Here is an 18815-nt window from a genome sequence, read left to right on the forward strand (position 1 = left end):
TGTCGTCTCCCTGCTTGCTTACTCCGCGCTAAGAAGAGTGGCTGTATCCGGTTCTTCCCCGAACCAGGTTTTGTAGATCTCGGCATACTTCCCGTTCTCTATAACAGTTTTGATTGCCGGATCCAGTTTGGCTTTCCACTCACTGCCCTTAGGGTACAGAATGCCGTAATATTCGGAACCAAAGTTCTCCTTATCGAGGATGCCCGTTACTTTTTCTTTCGGATTGTTCTTAATGTATTCATTCACGATGGCGATATCAGCCACCACCGCGTCGGCTCCGCCGCCTTTCAGTTCCATCAGCGCTACCGCATTGCTTTCAAAACGTCTCAGCTTGGTGTTGTCGACCCCCATAATCCCGCTCATCAGATCATCGGCCGTTGTAGCCCCTTGTACCGCTACGGTTTTATCTTTCAGGTCCAGCGCATTCTTAATGTCACTGCCCTCTTTAACCATAATCATATTAGTGGATTCAAAGTAGGGGATAGAGTAGTCATAGGTTTCCTTGCGTTCGTCCGTAATGGATACCGAGGATAGACCTGCCTGATATTCCGTGCCCTGCTTCACACTGGAAAGCATCGTGTCCCATCCCGTATTCGTCACTGTATAATCGATACCCGCTTCTTCCATAACCGCCTTGATGAAATCAATGTCAAAACCCTTGATCGTATCCGTGTCCATATACTCCATTGGCGCGTAGCTGGCGTCACTTGCGAATTTGATCGACTCTCCTGCCGCATCTCCGCTTTTGGCATTATTGTTGGAACCACAGCCCACCATAGACAAGACCAAAAATGCTACCAAAGCTGACATTGCCCACTTTTTTCTGATCCCCATTTTCCAATCCCCCACTCATTTTGTAAAATACTTAAGGAGATTTTAACAGATCACTGTGGTGATGACAATTAACTTTTCTCAAATGTGTAATGTTATATAACACTAAATTCATAGATTGTAACATTTATCGCTAGACACGACCCTCTTATCTCCCATGAACATGCCATCAAAGCAAAAAAGACACGGCCAAGAGATCATGATTCTCCCTGGCAGTGCCTTTTATTCCATGTTATATACTTCTGTTCAATTATACCTTAAAAGGTTAAGTCCCCATCATACGAAGATATCATTCTGTACAGCTCCGGACGGCGGTCCCGGAAAATGCCCCACTCAATCCGGCCCACTTCCAACGCATCCAGATCGAATTCGCTGACCAGTACCGTCTGCTCATCCCGCCCGGCTTCGACGATTTTGTTGCCCTGCGGGCCGGCAATGAACGAGGAGCCGTAGAAGTTAATGCTGGAATCCTCATCAATTTCCTCGCCGATCCGGTTGGAGGCCACGACAGGAATCAGATTCGCCGCCGCATGGCCCAGCATGCAGGTCTGCCAGTGATCTTTGGAATCAATGGATCCGTCCTGCGGTTCTGAACCGATGGCTGTCGGATAGAACAGAATCTCCGCGCCCATTAGACTCATGACTCTGGCGGCTTCCGGGTACCACTGGTCCCAGCAGACGCCGACACCGATCTTGGCATAGCGGGTATTCCATACCTTAAACCCGGTATCCCCCGGATTGAAATAGAATTTCTCTTCATAGCCGGGACCGTCAGGAATATGGCTCTTGCGGTATTTGCCCAGCACCGTGCCGTCGGCATCAATTACCGCCAGCGAATTGTAACGGGCATAGTTCTTTTTCTCGTAGAAACTGATCGGCAGCACGACTTGCAGCTCTTTGGCCACAGCCTTGAAATGATTCACTGCTTTATTCTGCTCCAGCTCAGTAGCGTAGACGTAATAATCAGATTTCTCCTTCTGGCAGAAATACGGGGTTTCGAACAGCTCCTGCAGCAAAATAATCTGCGCGCCTTGAGCCGCTGCTTCTCTGACCAGACTGTCAGCCTTGCGAATATTCTCATCAATGTCGCCGGAACAGCTCATTTGTGTAGCGGCTACTTTTACTTTTCTCATGATTCTGTCCTCCCTAGCGAGTAAATTACTTTGCAGCAGGCATCTGTTGGGTCGTGCAGTGCACGTTTCCGCCTTCGCCGATGACCGCCATACCGTTTACCGTACGGATTCTGCGGTCCGGGAATAAGGCAGCCAGACTCTGCTCCGCCAGCTTATCTGTCTCGGAAGCCGTCCCGCCGAATATCGGCAGTATAATGCCGCCGTTGACGAAATAGAAATTCAAATAGCTAAGCGTCAGGCGGCTGTCCTCATAGTCCACACGGGGCGGCTGCTGAATCTGGATAATCTCCAGCTTCCGGCCTTTGGCATCCACCGCATTCTCCAGAATACGGAGATTCTCCTGAGTGATGCCGAAGTTCTCATCCTGCGGGTCGCCGCAGACCTGAATGATGACTTTGCCCGGGGCGGCGAAGCAGGCAATATTATCTACATGGCCGTCAGTCTCGTCACCGCTGAGGCCGCGCTTCAGCCAGATGATCGACTCGGTGCCGGTATATTTCCGTACATATTCTTCAATGTCTGCCCGGCCCAGCTCCGGATTGCGGTTCGTGTTCAGCAGACATTCCTCCGTGGTGATCAGTGTGCCTTCACCATCGGTATGGATAGAGCCGCCTTCCATTACCAGCGGTGCGTCAAAACGTTTCATCTTCAGCTGCTCCAGAATTTGCGGAGCCACCTCATCATCCAGATCCCACGGCGAATATTTGCCGCCCCAGGCGTTAAATTTCCAGTTCACACCGGCGAGCACGCCGTCTTCACCTAGAACAAACGTCGGCCCGTTATCACGCAGCCAGGCGTCATTATGCCGGATCGGCAGCAGCGTTACATTCGCCCCGAGTTCCAGTTCCTCTACCATCCCCAGATCGTCCGGATTGACAACTACGGTAACCGGCTCGAACTCAGCAATGGCACGGATGATTTCGGCATAGCCGTCACAAACGGATTTATGGTTGTCCGGAAAAACCATGGACGCCTGAACCGGCCAGGAGATGAAGGTCCGCTCATGCTTGCCCCATTCCGCCGGCATTGTATAGTTCATATCTTTAGGATACATTTGTTGTTTACCTCTGCTGTTTATATTTGAAGCGGGAAGATCCCTGAAAGCTCCTTACCCATCATACAATAAACCGTCATTACGCTCAATGCCGCGCAGAATAAGGTCACCCTACAGTTTGAGATGCTTAACGACGTTGCCCGTAAAATCTTTAACCGTGAACTCCCCGTTCTCAAGAATTCCGTAGGAATTCGGGTTATTCTTTTTTGGCAGCGAGATTGAGCCTGGATTCAGCACATAGATGCCTTCTTTTATATCGGCTACCGGCAGATGGGTATGTCCTTGGATAAATACATCTCCTTCAGCAAGTGCAGGCAAATGGTCAATGCTGAAGCCATGCCCGTGAGTGGCATAGATTTTCCGGCCTTCGTGGAGAATCAATACATAATCCCCCATCATCGGGAACTCCAGCAGCATCTGATCCACCTCGGCATCGCAGTTACCTCTAACAGCCACCAGAGATTTCCCGTACGCGTTAAGCTTCGCTGCGACTCCCTGGGGATTATAACCGTCCGGCAGTGGATTTCTCGGACCGTGATATAAGAAGTCCCCCAGAATCACTAGCGTATGCGGCTGCTCCTCCTCTACTTTTGCCAAAGCCTGCTCCAGCCAAAATAACGACCCATGAATATCGGAAATAAACATCAGCTTCATCGTATAATCTCCCTTTCTGTTTAACCCGTTTAAATAGCTTATCTTTTATCTTAACTTTCCTTGGCCCCGGAACGCAAAGCGGACGCCCCGCCGGGACGTCCACATGAAGCACCTATCCAAGATATACTTAAGGCAAATTGGAGGCTCCCATCAGGAAGCGGTCGACTTCGCGTGCAGCCTGGCGTCCCTCATTAATTGCCCAGACCACAAGACTCTGGCCGCGGCGGATGTCTCCTGCGGCAAATACACCCTCGACGTTAGTCGCCTGCGCACCGAATTCCGCTTTGGCGTTGGAGCGTTCATCACGTTCTATCCCAAGCTCATTCAGCACCGTTTCTTCCGGACCGGTGAAACCCAGCGCCAGCAGCACCAGCTGTGCCTTAATTACCTCTTCGCTGCCCGGAACTTCTACCGGAACCATCCGGCCCTGCTCATTGCGCGTCCATTCGATGCGCACCGTGTGCAGCTCCTGCACATGTCCGCCGTCATCACCAACAAAACGTTTCGTGGAAACGAGGTAACGGCGCGGATCTTCCTTATACAAAGCAGCGGCTTCCTGCTGGCCGTAGTCCACTTTGAGTACTTTTGGCCATTCCGGCCAAGGATTGTTGGATTGGCGGGTCAATGGAGACTGTGGCATAATTTCCAGTTGGATGACACTGCGGCAGCCGTGCCGGATCGAGGTAGCTACACAGTCGGTGCCGGTGTCTCCGCCCCCAATCACAACTACATCCTTGCCGGCCGCAGACAAATATTCACCGTCAGCCAAATCAGAGTCAAGCAGACTTTTCGTATTCAGCGTCAGAAATTCCATCGCCTGATGGATTCCCCGAAGCTCGCGGCCTTCCAGCGGAAGATCGCGGGCTTGTGTCGAGCCGCTGCAGAGCACGACAGCATCATTATCTTCCTTGAGCTGCGAAGCAGTAATGTCTCTGCCGATTTCGGTCCGGGTTACAAAGGTAATGCCTTCCGCCGCCAGCAAATCCACCCGCCGCTGCACGGTTTTTTTATCCAGCTTCATGTTCGGAATGCCGTAGGTTAGCAGACCTCCGATCCGGTCAGCCCGTTCATATACGGTTACACTATGGCCTGCTTTGTTAAGCTGTGCGGCACAGGCAAGGCCGGCCGGTCCGGAGCCGACTACGGCTACTTTTTTGCCCGTACGGGTCAAAGGCGGCTCGGGAACAATCCAGCCCTCGGTGAATCCTCTATCTACAATCGACTTTTCAATGGATTTAATCGTTACGGGATTACCATGAAGGCCCACGGTACAGGCACCTTCACAAGGAGCCGGACACACGCGTCCTGTAAATTCAGGAAAGTTATTGGTCTTGTGCAGCCGTTTCAGCGCAACTTCCCAATTGCCGCGGTAGACCATGTCATTCCATTCCGGAATGAGATTATGAAGCGGACAGCCGGAGGCCATCCCGGACAGCAGCCGTCCTACATGGCAGAACGGTGTTCCGCAATCCATGCAGCGCGCTCCCTGCTCCCGCAGCTTCTCCTCTTCCAGGGGCACCGAAAATTCATTCCAGTTCTTAATCCGTTCTAAAGGCTCACACTCCACAGGAGTCTGCCGCTGATATTCCAAAAATCCGGTTGCTTTACCCATTCCTGTCATCCTCCGAGTCTCTCTGATTGACCGCCGAAAACTTCAAGGGCGGCATGTTGCCCATTCGGCTCCAAAAAGGCAGTTACTCTCTGTCACCGACTGATCATTTGTCACTGTAAAGCAGCAAAGCAAAAAACTGCGAGGAGGCCAAGTTCCCCCTCCTTCACAGGTCCTGCCAGGTACTGTCGTGGATTGAAATGCCTTAATATTATCATTGTTCCACTATACCCTAAATGAGCAATGTCACTTTTTTAGATAAAATTCCGGAGAATGGGCAGAGCTGGCTGAAAGCGATATTTCACCTTAATCATTTTATACACAGCATTTAATTCTTCCAGCAAAATCGCTGTAACCGGGAAGATCACCCAGTTGATATCCCAGCGCTCAAAAATAAATCCGCTGATCAGAAAACAGCCGGTAACCAGCGGCCAAAAGATGGATGCGATAGAGCTCTTGAAGTGTTTTTCCTCTTTCTCTTCAGGAGCCTCAGTGTACTACTTCTCCTTGAGCAGAAAGCCAAAGCTTTCCTTGATACTCCCATAGTAGATGAACAGGAAGACAGGCAGCGCAATGAGCGCAAGTAGAATAGTGACCCCGTATCCGCTGGCATCCTCATTGATTGCAGACCAGGCAAGGACAGGAACCGGAGAGAGTACACACAGGGATACACCCAGAGTCAGAGACAGGGTATAGGTAGGGGCAAATGCACGGCTGCGCTGCTCGATCTCGGTCCGCAAAAAATAGGGCAGATTAAAACCCTTTTGCAGATATTTGTATCGCTCCAGCTTTGTGTCGCTGAATATGAATAGCCCAACCGCCAGCGCCACCAGCAGCAGCAGCACGATCACGCCAATAATTCCGGCAGTATCTTCCGAAATCACCCCGCGGAGAAAACCAAATTCTGCCAAGGTAACAAGCAGAATCAGCAGTGCCGGGCCGATGATGCATAGCATTACACCAATCCCCACCATAAAACCGCTAGTCTTCTTGGCAGCCAGATACCCCCATGTATCCTCCGGAGCAAGTACAGGAAGCAGCGTATCCTCTCCCCCCACTGTAATCCCAAGCTCGTCAATCAGCTCATCGATGTTGCCGAACTCGGAGATGACAATGCCGACCGCCTCATTCTCTGATTTGCCTTCCTTCTTCAGTTCGTAATATTTCTCCTCCATACTAGCCAGCAGATCCTGCTTCAGCTTATATGTTTGCTCTGTCCTGGGCAGGGAAGTAAACATGTTGTTCAAATAGCCCCTAATGGTATCCATCCTGATCACAGCTCCTTTATGAATTTGTTGACGACCTCTTGCGTAACTTTCCATTCCTCGCATTTTTCCAGATAATAAGCCAGACCTTGCGGAGTTATACGGTAATAGGTGCGTCGTTTCCCAAAGGTCTCATCCATAAAAAAGGAATCGATGTACCCATTCTTCTCAAGCCGGGTGAATGCGGAGTACAGCGTAGTCTCCTTCATGATGTACTTCTCCTCCGACAGCTTCCGGATGTTCTTGGAAATCTCATAGCCATAGGACTCTCCGTCCAGAAGCATATAGAGGATGAGCGTATCGTTATATCCCCGTATGACATCACTGCTGATCACAATTCATCCTCCTAACTTATCCCTCATTACTTCATCTGTCGTAGTAATAGCATTGTAGCATAATTACTACGACAGATAAAGTAGTTTTGGGAAAAAATAGGCCGTCGGACTCCAGTGTCCTTATTGGGTGACTGCGGTCCGTTTATTACGGTTTGCGGACGCTAACGGCGTTATCTCTCCAGATTGCCACCTGCGTTCTTCCCTAACGGGCAGATAACGCCCACGGAGTCGCCGAATTGGGACGATATGGATCGACGCAAAAAAATGGATGCCACTCTCAACCGAGTGGCATCCATTTTTATCAAACTATTATATACAGTGCAGCTGGCACTTATTGCTGGACGGCCAATACAACCATTCCAATACCCTTGGCGGTCAGCTTGCCCCCGGCAAGCTTCGAGACCAGATCCTCGCCGAACAGGATGCTCCACTCGCCAAGCTGCGGCACATCCAATGACACTTCGGCTGTATTTGAATTATAAAGCACGTATAAGTGCAGCGCCGGATCGCCTCCGGCGTGATCCCGGAGTGTATAGGCTATTGCCCCGGCAGGCGCCTTCTCAAACATCAGCTGTGCGCGAATTTCCTCCGCGCTGCGCAGGCGAAATGCCGGGTGGGCTTGCCTTAGCGCAATCAACTGCTTCATATAAGTAATATCCTCCACATGCGCCGCTGCGCGTTCCCAGTCCATGCGGTTGATCTCAACGGGAGACTTAAAGCTGTTCTCCACCCCGTCCTTCGTACGCATAAATTCCTGTCCTGCATGAAGAAACGGAATCCCCTGGCTCGTCATTACCATTGCCGAAGCCAGACGATGCATCCCTCTGCGCCGCTCATCGCTTTCCCCTTTGGTGGAAATTACAATTTTATCCCAGAGGGTATGGTTGTCGTGGCATTCAACGAAGTTCACACACTGCTGCGGCTCATCAGCGAACGCCCCCATGGATTGACCGTACACGACGCCTCCGGTAATCCCCGTCTTCACCGCCTGTTCGAGGCCAGTCTTGCCGCCGATAAATCCAGGCTCTTCATAGCGGAAAATATTCCCCTTTACCGCATCGCGGAACCCGTCGTTGAACTGTCCGATGCCCGGAAGCGCATCCGCATTGTTCTGGCTGGCAAGGCGCTCCGCCGGAAGCTCCGTATCCAGGATCCAGCCTTCCCCGATAGTCATCAGTGAAGGATCAATTTCGTCCAGACGGCGGCGGACCTCCTGCATGGTTTCTATATCGAGCAATCCCATCAGATCAAAGCGGAAACCGTCGATATGATATTCCTGAGCCCAGTACAGCACCGACTCCACAATAAAGCGGGTCATCATGATCCGCTCAGAGGCAACATCATTGCCGCAGCCCGAGCCGTTCGACAGACTGCCGTTCTGCTTATAACGCAGATAGTAGCCGGGAACAAGCTTGGTGAAATTTACAAGATAGCCGTCATACACATGATTGTAGACCACATCCATGATTACGCGCAGTCCGCGGTCATGCAGGGTCTGGATCATTGTCTTCAGCTCGCGGATTCGCAGAGCCGGATCATACGGATCCGTAGCGTAGGAGCCTTCCGGAGCATTGAAATTTTTGGGGTCATAACCCCAGTTGTAATGAGGCTGGTCCAGCTTAGTCTCATCAACACTTTCTGTGGAATAATCATAAATAGGGAGCAGCTGCACATGGGTCACTCCGAGATCGGATATATGATCCAGTCCGGTAAAAATCCCGTCCGGTCCGCGCGTCCCTTCTTCGGCCAGACCCAGATATTGTCCCTTATGGGCAATGCCGCTAGCCGGATGAACAGACAGATCACGCAGATGAAGCTCGTAAATCACCGCGTCCACAGGGTTAGCCAGGGGCGGCTTATCTTCTGTCCATCGCTGGGGATCCGTCTTGCGCAAATCGAGAATCGCCGCTCGATCTCCATTCACACCGACGGCCCGGGCGTAAGGATCGGCCGCTTCATTCCACTGCTCTCCGATACGCACACGATAGGTGTAGAACTTGCCCTCCAAGTTCCCGGCCACGCTCAAACGCCATGTCCCCCTGACATCACGGATCATCGGCAAGATATCTCCGGCGGCTTCGTGCCATGAGCCATAAAGCACAACCGCTGCTTCCTGCGCGGTAGGTGCCCACAGGCAAAAGGCCGAGGAAGCAGGCGTATACGTCACGCCAAGGTCATCCCCGTCATAACTGAAAAGCTCATCAAATTCCTGGGCGAACACGGATATTCCTCCGGTAGCCGCCGGATCACCATAATAAATCGGTTCTTTCAATTCCTTTTGTACGGACAAGGCCATCTGTCTCCTTTACCCTTTAATAATTGGAATTATATCCTAATTACCGATTTTGTGCAAACGTTTGTACTCGACGATTTCATCAAGCTGCCCTTCCTGCCGCCTGAAGGTTACAGCTGATGCCCTATGGAAGCTTCCTTGATATCCAAAGCCACCATGGTTATAACATCTTTATTGACGGTATAAGGGATAAGGCGTGCCTGGCCTGGAGTGAACCCGCCGTGCTTATGCCGCATCCCGTTATCATGAACAATAAGTACAGGGCCTGCTCCGCCCTCAGGCTCCTGATAACCGATTCCCAGCACCCAATGATAATCATAGGCGTATTTTCCCCGCCAGCGAAACGTGAGCCATTTATCGAATTTGAGCGCCACCGGCCGCTCCGCATCAATCTCTGCTTTGTACCGGTCTATATCATTAAACACACTTACGGAGAATAGTCCGCGTTCCTTCGCCTCCAGAGGAGCAGAAGACCGGATATAAGCTTTGACGCCTTTGGTAAATCTGCCCACACTCATTCCCCAAGGTGTTCCGCCATGATGGCTGTATATGTGATTAATATGCGCCGCTTTGGAAGCAAAATGACTTGCTCCGGGAATAAAAGTCCGGCCTTTCCGCGTGCGCCAATATTCCATTAATGCGGCGATGGTCGCCGGACCGCAGGCTGAGCCGGGTGAAGCAACACCCGGGTCCCACTGCGTATAAGATTCAGCGAGCAACTTGTGCTCCCGCAGTGCTTTTCTCATAAGGATATCTTCTCCTGACGCTGCTGCAGTATCCGTTCAATGTCGGAGGTGAGAAACGGCTTGCTGATGAAATCTTCCATACCTACAGCCAGACATCTTTCACGATCCTCCCGTGTGGCATAAGCAGTCACAGCCACCATAAAGGGCCGCTTGGCCTGGGGGAGCTGGTCCCTGATTCTGGCCGCTGCGGTAAGCCCGCTCATCTCCGGCATCTGCACATCCATAAATACCAGATCATAGGGCTGCTGCAGAACGGCTTGCAGCGCCTGCTGGCCGTTCTCCACCAGGTCCGCAGTATATCCGCGTTTCTCCAGCATGATCAATAGAAGCTTTTGATTAACGGGATGATCTTCTGCGACCAGAATCCGCAGCGGACCGTATTTCGGCTCCAACTGAGGAAGACCTCCAGTAGGCAGAAGGCCACTTCCTTCCTCCTCAATCCGGGCATTATCATCGGGCTCGGCATCATCAAGGCTAATCACCGGTACTGATGGAGTCTGCACCCGTACCGGCTCCTCCTCCAAATCACTAGGATCATGTTCAATATCCAAGGGCAAGGTAAAGTAGAAGTTTGAGCCTTCGCCTTCCACACTGTCCACTGCAATCGCTCCGCCCATAAGCTCAACCAGCCGCTTGCAGATGGAAAGTCCCAGTCCGGTTCCGCCATACTTGCGGTTAATGGACGGGTGCAGCTGGGAGAACGATTGGAACAGCAGAGACTGTTTCTCCGGCGGAATTCCGATTCCCGTATCCCTAACATTAAACTTCAGAGTCAGCTTATTCTGGTTAGGACAGAATTCCGTCCCCACCTCAATAGAGATATGACCTTCTTCAGTGAATTTCACTGCGTTGCTGACCAGATTCACCAATATCTGGCGCAGCCGGGCCGCATCGCCCATGATTAACTCCGGAACATTGGAAGCAGCTTGGCAGCTCAATTCCAGGTTCTTCTCTTTCGCTTTCGGCGAGAACAGCTCGGTTACGCTTTCCAAGACCCATTCAAGACTTACCGGCTCATGCACGAGGATCATTTTTCCGGCTTCTATTTTGCTGAGATCCAGAATTTCATTGAGGATATACAGCAGAGAAGTACTGCTCTGGCTAATAATCTCCGCATATCCGCGCTGCTCTTCATCCAGCTCGGTTTCTGACAGGAGATCCGTCATCCCCATAATTCCGTTCATCGGCGTCCGCAGCTCATGGCTCATAATCGCCAGAAACTCCGATTTCGCCTGATCCGCTTTCTCTGCCGATTCCTTGGCGCGGATAATCTCTTTCTCATCCGTAATATCACGGAACACAACAACCGCACCCTTACGGTCTCCTTTATCAAACAGCGGAGTAACCTGATACTCGGCCAGAAAGCTTGAACCGTCTTTGCGCCACAATACCGCATCTTTGCTCTGATGGGATTCCCCGGCACGGACGGCCTGCATCAGCGGAGAATCCTCCGGCCGGTAGTGGAGGCCATCCAGCGCTGTGTGCTGTATGTGATCCAGATAAGGATGGCCCATAATTTCACCGTAGGCGAAGCCCAGCATCTGTGCCCCCGCCGGATTGATGAAGGTTACCCTCCCCTCCGTATCAAGACCAAATATGCCTTCGGAGACTGCATTTAAGATCAGTGTGTAATCATTGCTCAGCTTCTCAATCTGCTCGGTATACCGGATACGGTCCGTAATGTCACGGGAAATTCCATATACGCCTACGACCTTGTCCCCGACAATAATCGGAATGTTGGTCGTACTGATTTCTACCAGATGGCCATCTTTATGAATAAGGGTCAGATCATAGCTTTGAGGCATTCCCTGGCAAGCCAGATTAAAATGATATTGCGTCTTTGCCCTATCCTTCTCATGCACCAGGGGGCCGAAATAGCTGCCCACCAGCTCCTCCATTGAATATCCGCTCAGAATCTCCAGATTGGAGTTGCAGGTTAAGTAATCCCCCTGCAGATTCATGGAGTATACAGCTGACGGATTATATTCAAACAGTGACTTATAGCGCTGTTCGTTCTCTTGAAGCTTGGACTCAAACTGCTTGCGCTCCGTTATGTCACGGCCAACGGCAATAATCTCCACAATCCCGCCCTGCTCATCTAAAATATACCTGCTTTTCGTCTCCAACCAGACATAGCCGCCGTCCTTGCGCCGGTAACGGTAGACCGCCGCCGGGATGAAGCGGGTCTGCTCACTTTGTGCCATCATTTCTTTCATTACTATCAAATCATCGGGATGCAAGTAATCAAAAGCACTGGTACCGACCATCTCCTCCGGTTCATAGCCGAGCAGAGAGCGGCTGGCCGGGGAGCAGTATAAGAATATGCTGTCTTCTATCGCGTGGCGAGAGATCAGATCCAGTGAATTTTCCGACATTAGCCGGTAATTTCGCTCATTTTCTCTAAGCTTCTGCTCCATCTGCTGGCGTTCAGTGATATCCTGCATCATTCCGATAAGCTGAACAGGCTGGCCGGCCGGTCCCAGTACGGTATCCCACTGAATATGTACCGCAAGCAGAGTTCCATCCGCAAGGACCAGCCGGTAGGTACTCTCACCGGAATTCCCGTTTTCCAGCGTCTCCCGCACCCTTGTAAACATGTCGTTGATGTCATCCGGATGAACCAGCTCCAGGAATGTCCGGTAATCGACTTCGGCTGCTCCAACACCAAGCTTCAGCATACGCTGCAGCTCTTCCGAGAGGGACAGCTTGCCTTTCGTCAAATCCCATACCCAGGAACCGATTCTGGCGACTCTTTGCGCCGTGGCCAAAGCCTCCTCATTATGTTTGCGGCCCGTCACGTTGCGGCCAATACCCATGATCCGGATGATTTCATTATTTTCCCCCCGGATCACATGAAAAGAGCTTTCGAACCACAGATAATGCCCATCTTTATGGCGTAAACGGCGGACATAGATGTCATTCTTCAGAAGAGCGTCAGACTTGTCCATGCCCTCGATATCATCAGGATGATAAAATTCCAGCCGGTTTTTACCGATCATTTCCTCAGGGGTAAATCCGATTAACGAAAGAGATGAGGGGGAGATGAAGCTTAGTGTACCGTCAGGCAATGTGAATGAAATCATGCTCTGATCGTCTTTTAGAAATAAATCGTACAAATCACGGCTGTCTACTGTCAGCTGATCAGCGATTTTCCGGTCAGTAATATCCTGCGCGTATACAATAATATGTGAAGAGTCTTGTCCTGCATCAGCCCGCACGAATGTAAGGGAAACCCAAACAGAATGTCCTGCACGATTAAGAAACCTCTGTTCACTCTTTAAGGTATCACCGGGGGTGTATGAAAGCCCCTCCAATACACTCAATAGTGTGAGCCCTTCCCGATCTTCCTGTTCTGGCTGTGACGCACTCTTGCTTCTCAATAAAGCTCCAGCTAGAAATTCCGGTTCACTGCAGCCGAGGATATTGCAAAAAGCGGAATTAACCTTTATCCATTTGTCCTTTTCTGAGGCCAGGACGGCCATTCCTACCGGAGACATCATGAAGGCTTGATTCAAAATATCGCTATTATATGCCAATTCCATCAAACAAGGCCCCCTTCGTCACGAGCCGGCTCGTATGCAGCTCTCTGTTGTCTTATTACCCAGTATACGTTAAGAAAAGTCCGGAATAAACGCGCAGCCTGGTTTCCATCAAAAAAAAGTTTAAATTACAAATATTGACGGGGTTTTGTCCTTCCCTTATAGTTTAGATAATATTTCATTCGTGACCTATTACGACGGAAGCACCCGTAATAAAGGCTTAATAGCCTTTACTGCGGGTGCTTTTTTTGTTGTTGCGGAATAAGGGATGAGATTAAGGAGGAAAAGATGAACAAGCTTAAGAAGATTCCCCTGGCAATGCTGGCGCTTCTGCTTGCAGTATTATCTTCAGCAGGCGCGGTAAACGCATCCGGAACAGCGCTGACCCCTTCGATTCAAGCCTCGTTTGAACTGACTGCCGCCACTGCGGACGATACGACAAGGACTAGGCTTAAAGGGTATTACAGTGATTTCTCCGTCCTGGTCGCCCAGTATGACAGCCGTGAGGCGCAAATCCGCCGGCTGCATGACAGCAATACGCAAGCGCTGATCATTGTCCGAAACCAAATCAAGGAAATAGATCAGTCCACCGTGGCCCGGCTGTCCACGGCCGTAAGCAGCACCAAAGAACGTTACCAGCCTCTCTTTGACCAATACAGCGCGCTCAACCGCCGGATTAACCTACTCAGAGGGTTGAAGGACAAGGTCTTGAAGGATGTGCTCCGCACACAGGCTGATGCTATGAAAATTCTCGTTCAATTCGCCCGTGAGGATATCCGCAATAAAGAAGCCCTGCTGAAAGCGGCCAAAGAAACCCGCGCCAAAAAGATGGCCGCCGCACGTAAAACCTTGGCGGGGATCGAAAGCCCGCAGGCCTCGATCAAGTCCCAGAAAAGCGTGGCAGCCTCCTTGAACAAACGGATATCGGCAGATTTCAGCGACTTCAAATCAGCTATCCGCAAGCAGAATCAGGCTTTGACTGCTCAATCCCTGTCATCCCTTGTCTCAGGTTACCGTCAAATGGCAGCCAGCAAGCTGAAGATCCTTGAGCTTGAGCAAAAGATTGCCGGTGTGATTGCGGACGCGGCCAAGCAAATCGCAGCATGATTGCTTAAGGAATGTGTCTTCCGACTCTTGGTCCGCATATGGTAGGTAGAGACAATATCCATCAGCGGGCCTTGAGGAGGCTTATATTATGCATATCTGTATTATTGCACCGGAGCAGTTCCCGGTACCGGGGAACGGTTCAGTGGAGATCTGCATCTGGGCGATTGCCAGAAGGCTGGCCCGGCGGCATATGGTAACGGTACTAAGCCGCAAGTCACCGGGACTGCCCGACTCCGCAGAGCTCGAGCAGGTCCGGATCATTCGTCTGACTTCAGGCAGTCCTTCCCGTTATCTTGCCTCGGTACTCAAATTTCTTGAGAAGACGTCCTTCGATGTGATTCAGATCGATAACCGGCCGCTGCTGATGGCCGCCGTGAAACACCAGCATCCCCTGACTCCGGTACTGCTGTATCTGCACTCTCTGACGTTCGTACCGGCAGAACGCCGAATTGCCCGCAGCCTGGCCAAGGCTGACGGCATCGCTGCCAACAGCCGCTCCCTACAGCTAAGAATTTCCCGGCGTTTTCCCGGCCTGGACAAGAAACTCAGTGTTATTCCGCTGGGAGCGGACCTGTCCCGGTTCATACCGGCCGAAGAACCGGAACGGCAGCGCCTCCGGCGATTATACAGGCTCCCGCAAGTGTTCACGGTGCTGTTCGTCGGGCGGGTGATCCCCCGTAAGGGAGTACCCGTACTGCTTCAGGCTATGCACATTCTCAATAAACGCCTGCCCTCCCATCTGATCATAGCCGGCCGGGGCAAACCTCCATATATCCAGCGGCTCAAAACCCTGGCGCGGAGACTGGGTGTATCTGTATCTTTCGTTGGAAACATCGCCCATGAGGATATTCACAGCCTGTATCAGATGGCCGATTGCTTCGTCTGCCCTTCCCAAGGGCATGAATCCTTTGGACTGGTCAATGTGGAGGCCATGGCCTCCGGGCTGCCGGTTATTGCTTCGAATAACGGCGGCATCCGTGAGATCATCACGTCAGGCCACAACGGCTACCTGGTGGACCGTTACCGTCAGGCCGCCCCGTTTGCCAAACGTCTGCTGATGATCGGACGCAATCCGGCAAAGGCGGCAAAGATCGGGATGCAAGGGCGGAGTGATGCCCTGCGGGCTTTTGAGTGGAGGCATACCACAGCACAATTGGAGGAGCTGTACCGCTCGCTTTTGCCGCAATAGCAGAGGAGTCTGCCGCAGGGGCGCTCCTCTGTTATGCGACAATGTGTAACAATAAATTAGTGATCTTATTCGCAGGATATAGCCTGCAGTAAATATTATACTCATATTGTAAGCGTTGCCATTAACGAAATGTATTGCTTATACCGCTATCATGAAATTGGCAACCCCCTACAACACACACTATTGGCTGTAGAAAGGGTGCATCGTTATGTTAATGATCAAAGCTATAGTTAGGCCCGAGAAAGCGGATGAAGTCATGGCTGAATTAATGCTTGCCGGCTTCCCCTCCATCAGCAAGATGGATTTGCTCGGCCGCGGGAAACAAAAGGGAATTCAGGTTGGAACCAACTATTACAATCAAATTTCCAAGAAGCTGCTGATGATTGTCATCCAGGATGATGAGAAGGACGATGTAATCAGCATTATTATGAGAACGGCAAGAACCGGTGAACACGGCTCCTTCGGTGATGGTAAAATCTTCGTGCTTCCTGTACTGGAAACCTTCACCATCAGCAACGGTAAAAACCAACTGTAACCTTTGTCCCTTTGGTCAATAGGTCAATAGAAAAGAGGCAGCAAAACATCCCCCGGTTCCGGCTGTTCCGGTTCAAGGGTACGCTTTGCTGCCTCTTGATGTTGTAGTCTTCTGACTTTAGATCATCTGGATGACTGTAAGCACAAGTCCCACGACAAAGCCGCATACCGCGCCGTTGACACGAATCCACTGCAGATCCTTGCCCACCTTGTCCTCCAGCATGTTCACCAGGCTGGCATCATCCATTTGATCAAGATTCTCCTTGACCAATACGCCAAGCCGGTAATGGTTAGCCTCTACGAAGGCGATTAATGAAGCGCGAATCCGCTCCTCCCAGCTCTCCGTCCACTCTTTTTCCGTACTGATGCGCCGGGCCAATAGAGCATACAGCGCAAACAGCTTTCGTCCTCCGGAGCTGCGGTCCTCTTCCAGCATGGCAACCGCCTTGCCGCGCAGAGCTTCCAATTGCTTATGCAGAAACGCTGAAGCCGCTTCGCCTTGCAGCTCCTCCAGTGCCCATTCCTTCAGTGAAAGGATCCGCGCTTCGTCGTTCACAAGCTGAAACAGGGCGACGCGGATTTCCTGGATGATCTGCTCACGGTAAGGATTATCCGCTTCACGGAAATCCCTGATACCGGACTGCAGCATGCCCTGGAGCATTTCTCCCAGCATATCTGCATCCACAAATCCGACAAATGCCTGAAAGGCCATACCTTTCAGCCCTCCCAGCTTCACCTCAGCCAGTTTCTCACTGGCGATCTTGCCCAGCATCGCCCGCGTCTCAGGGCGGCTGCTCCAGCCGGAGATGCCTTCAAGCGCATAATCGAGCGCGGCAATATCCTTGCCGTCGTTCATTAGTTTGGTGACGATGCTGTCGGCGGCGGTACCAAGCTCCGCTTCACGGATGTAATCTGCAACCGCCGTCTGAAGATAAGGAACCGCCTTATCTACCGGAAGCCGCTGAACAAAGGTGCTGAGCTGCTCCAGCATGTCGGCTCTTGCTTTTTTCCTTGCTACAAACTTAGTCAGCAGTCCGCTGCCGAGCGACACGAAGCGGATCTTGCGCAGCTTGTTCTCAATACTCTCTTTGTTCAGTAGCTCATTCTCCATAGCGGAGATAAGAGACTGGATGATCTTATCCCGGTTCTTCAGCAGAAGCGAGGTATGCGGAATCGGCAAGCCCAGCGGATGGCGGAACAGTGCGGTAACCGCAAACCAGTCGGCAATCCCCCCTACCAGCCCGGCTTCGAAGCCGCCTCTCAGCAGAACAACAGCCAGATTATCCGGCAAAAACAGTGTAAGCAGAAAACCGCAGGCCATGACAGCCAGCGATATCGTAGCTAAATTTCTGGATTTCATCTTTATCCCCCTTACCTAAAGCGTCGGACAGCTGTTTCCCTGGACAGGGAAATACCACCAATCACATTGTGACCCTATGAGCTGACGATTACGGCGGCCGTTCACTTGTTAGTCTGCCTTTCATTGTACCACGAGTAAACTCCTTTCTGAAAATGCAGTACACTGCACAATTTTCTACGGTTAGTTTCTTTTCATGAAAATGGATTTTTTATTTTCAGAACATTAATGATAAGATACTAGGAACGATCTCATTGCCCTTGAAGGGGACAACCTGCGGTACAGGAAGGAATGCAAACGATATGCTGATAGCACTCGATATGGATGGAACACTGCTTAACGAAGAAGGAATCATTAGCCCAGAGAACCGGGAAGCGATAGTACACGCCCAAAACCAGGGACATATTGTAATCATCGCCACAGGACGCTCTTACATGGATGCCGAGCGGCAGCTGCGGCTGGCTGAGCTGGAATGTCCGGTAGTCAGTCTGAATGGAGCCGTAGTGACGCTGGCTGACGGGACGCTTGTGGCAAGCAAGCCGCTGAACAAAGAGAATATTATTCCCGCGCTGCGCTGGATGAACGAAATTCCTGAATTGTATTATGAGGTATACACAGAGGATAACGTGTATGTAGAGCTCGATAAACGGGTGCATCTGGAGAAAATATCGGAGCTTAAAGATGACGAGGTGCCGGAAGAACTCCGCTGGCTGCTTAAGGCCATGATCGACCAGCAGTTTCAGCAGGCTGCCGTGACCTATGTGGAGGACATGGAGGAGATCTGGGGCAAAGAGGACAAAGTCATCTACAAGACGCTGGCGTTCTCGCTGAACCTTGAGCTTCTGAAAGAAGCCTCTACACGTTTCGCCGCCATTCCCGGGCTCATTATCACCGCTTCTCATCCCAACAATATTGAGATTAACCATCAGGACGCTAATAAAGGGGCCGGTGTAAGCATGCTGGCTAAGCATTTCGGCATGGCTCTGGAGCAGGTAGCTGTAATGGGCGACAGTTACAACGATCTGCCGATGTTTGAGGTGGCCGGCTACCGGATCGCCATGGAGAATGCTGCTTCAATCCTCAAGGAAACGGCCGATTTCATCACGCTCAGCAATGCAGAACATGGTGTGGCAGCGGGAATCCGCCATCTTTTGGACAAGGCGTAGGGG

The 18815-nt window shown here is 51.3% G+C and carries 15 protein-coding genes; 4 read left to right on the plus strand and 11 right to left on the minus strand.

Going from position 1 to position 18815, the window contains the following annotated elements:
• Positions 1–18: 18 nt before the first annotated feature.
• The 10 genes from NYE29_RS08155 to NYE29_RS08200 all read right to left on the minus strand — a co-directional run bounded on the left by NYE29_RS08155 (position 19) and on the right by NYE29_RS08200 (position 13462).
• Positions 19–834, minus strand: coding sequence for a transporter substrate-binding domain-containing protein (locus NYE29_RS08155; RefSeq protein ID WP_340895299.1), 816 nt, complete (start codon positions 832–834; stop codon positions 19–21).
• 254 nt (positions 835–1088) lie between these two features.
• Complete coding sequence (aguB, locus tag NYE29_RS08160) at positions 1089–1964, minus strand: N-carbamoylputrescine amidase (RefSeq protein WP_038585030.1); 876 nt, start codon at positions 1962–1964, stop codon at positions 1089–1091.
• Positions 1965–1989: 25 nt separating this feature from the next.
• On the minus strand, positions 1990–3018 hold the full coding sequence (locus NYE29_RS08165) for an agmatine deiminase family protein (protein ID WP_340895302.1): 1029 nt from the start codon (positions 3016–3018) through the stop codon (positions 1990–1992).
• 111 nt (positions 3019–3129) lie between these two features.
• On the minus strand, positions 3130–3672 hold the full coding sequence (yfcE, locus tag NYE29_RS08170; protein WP_340895304.1) for a phosphodiesterase: 543 nt from the start codon (positions 3670–3672) through the stop codon (positions 3130–3132).
• Positions 3673–3799: 127 nt separating this feature from the next.
• Entirely contained in the window at positions 3800–5284 is a 1485-nt protein-coding gene (locus NYE29_RS08175) for a glutamate synthase subunit beta (RefSeq protein WP_340895306.1), read from the minus strand.
• A 494-nt stretch (positions 5285–5778) separates the two neighbouring features.
• Positions 5779–6549 carry a permease prefix domain 1-containing protein gene (locus NYE29_RS08180; RefSeq protein ID WP_340895309.1) on the minus strand — a complete coding sequence of 257 codons (771 nt, stop codon included), beginning with the start codon at positions 6547–6549 and terminating at the stop codon, positions 5779–5781.
• Positions 6550–6554: 5 nt separating this feature from the next.
• A complete protein-coding gene (locus tag NYE29_RS08185) occupies positions 6555–6881 on the minus strand; it encodes a PadR family transcriptional regulator (protein ID WP_038585016.1) in 327 nt (108 codons plus the stop codon).
• A gap of 331 nt (positions 6882–7212) precedes the next feature.
• Entirely contained in the window at positions 7213–9171 is a 1959-nt protein-coding gene (pulA, locus tag NYE29_RS08190; RefSeq protein WP_340895310.1) for a type I pullulanase, read from the minus strand.
• 113 nt (positions 9172–9284) lie between these two features.
• Positions 9285–9920, minus strand: coding sequence for a C39 family peptidase (locus NYE29_RS08195; protein WP_340895312.1), 636 nt, complete (start codon positions 9918–9920; stop codon positions 9285–9287).
• A complete protein-coding gene (locus NYE29_RS08200) occupies positions 9917–13462 on the minus strand; it encodes a PAS domain S-box protein (protein ID WP_340895314.1) in 3546 nt (1181 codons plus the stop codon). The genes NYE29_RS08195 and NYE29_RS08200 overlap by 4 nt, the downstream gene beginning before the upstream one ends.
• A 285-nt stretch (positions 13463–13747) precedes the next feature.
• Between NYE29_RS08200 and NYE29_RS08205 the strand changes: the two genes are divergently transcribed.
• The 3 genes from NYE29_RS08205 to NYE29_RS08215 all read left to right on the plus strand — a co-directional run bounded on the left by NYE29_RS08205 (position 13748) and on the right by NYE29_RS08215 (position 16290).
• Positions 13748–14566 (plus strand): hypothetical protein, encoded by an 819-nt coding sequence (locus NYE29_RS08205; protein WP_340895317.1) that lies wholly within the window; start codon positions 13748–13750, stop codon positions 14564–14566.
• Positions 14567–14654: 88 nt separating this feature from the next.
• On the plus strand, positions 14655–15755 hold the full coding sequence (locus tag NYE29_RS08210; RefSeq protein ID WP_076111566.1) for a glycosyltransferase family 4 protein: 1101 nt from the start codon (positions 14655–14657) through the stop codon (positions 15753–15755).
• 208 nt (positions 15756–15963) lie between these two features.
• Positions 15964–16290 (plus strand): P-II family nitrogen regulator, encoded by a 327-nt coding sequence (locus tag NYE29_RS08215; protein ID WP_038585008.1) that lies wholly within the window; start codon positions 15964–15966, stop codon positions 16288–16290.
• A 117-nt stretch (positions 16291–16407) separates the two neighbouring features.
• On the opposite strand, the gene NYE29_RS08220 is transcribed toward NYE29_RS08215, so the two are convergent.
• Positions 16408–17649 (minus strand): DUF445 domain-containing protein, encoded by a 1242-nt coding sequence (locus NYE29_RS08220; RefSeq protein ID WP_076111564.1) that lies wholly within the window; start codon positions 17647–17649, stop codon positions 16408–16410.
• 299 nt (positions 17650–17948) lie between these two features.
• Here NYE29_RS08220 and NYE29_RS08225 point away from each other — a divergent pair, with 299 nt between their 5' ends.
• Positions 17949–18812, plus strand: coding sequence for a Cof-type HAD-IIB family hydrolase (locus tag NYE29_RS08225; protein ID WP_076111562.1), 864 nt, complete (start codon positions 17949–17951; stop codon positions 18810–18812).
• Positions 18813–18815 lie beyond the last annotated feature (3 nt).

Source organism: Paenibacillus sp. FSL M7-1046 (assembly GCF_038007405.1).
Classification (GTDB): Bacteria; Bacillota; Bacilli; order Paenibacillales; family Paenibacillaceae; genus Paenibacillus_AQ.

Excerpts from the sequence above, each read along its gene's own strand:
- NYE29_RS08155 (WP_340895299.1), bottom strand. The coding sequence starts at position 834 with ATGGGGATCAGAAAAAAGTGGGCAATGTCAGCTTTGGTAGCATTTTTG.
- aguB (WP_038585030.1), bottom strand. The coding sequence starts at position 1,964 with ATGAGAAAAGTAAAAGTAGCCGCTACACAAATGAGCTGTTCCGGCGAC.
- NYE29_RS08165 (WP_340895302.1), bottom strand. The coding sequence starts at position 3,018 with ATGTATCCTAAAGATATGAACTATACAATGCCGGCGGAATGGGGCAAG.
- yfcE (WP_340895304.1), bottom strand. The coding sequence starts at position 3,672 with ATGAAGCTGATGTTTATTTCCGATATTCATGGGTCGTTATTTTGGCTG.
- NYE29_RS08175 (WP_340895306.1), bottom strand. The coding sequence starts at position 5,284 with ATGGGTAAAGCAACCGGATTTTTGGAATATCAGCGGCAGACTCCTGTG.
- NYE29_RS08180 (WP_340895309.1), bottom strand. The coding sequence starts at position 6,549 with ATGGATACCATTAGGGGCTATTTGAACAACATGTTTACTTCCCTGCCC.
- NYE29_RS08195 (WP_340895312.1), bottom strand. The coding sequence starts at position 9,920 with ATGAGAAAAGCACTGCGGGAGCACAAGTTGCTCGCTGAATCTTATACG.
- NYE29_RS08200 (WP_340895314.1), bottom strand. The coding sequence starts at position 13,462 with ATGGAATTGGCATATAATAGCGATATTTTGAATCAAGCCTTCATGATG.
- NYE29_RS08205 (WP_340895317.1), top strand. The coding sequence starts at position 13,748 with ATGAACAAGCTTAAGAAGATTCCCCTGGCAATGCTGGCGCTTCTGCTT.
- NYE29_RS08210 (WP_076111566.1), top strand. The coding sequence starts at position 14,655 with ATGCATATCTGTATTATTGCACCGGAGCAGTTCCCGGTACCGGGGAAC.
- NYE29_RS08215 (WP_038585008.1), top strand. The coding sequence starts at position 15,964 with ATGTTAATGATCAAAGCTATAGTTAGGCCCGAGAAAGCGGATGAAGTC.
- NYE29_RS08220 (WP_076111564.1), bottom strand. The coding sequence starts at position 17,649 with ATGAAATCCAGAAATTTAGCTACGATATCGCTGGCTGTCATGGCCTGC.
- NYE29_RS08225 (WP_076111562.1), top strand. The coding sequence starts at position 17,949 with ATGCTGATAGCACTCGATATGGATGGAACACTGCTTAACGAAGAAGGA.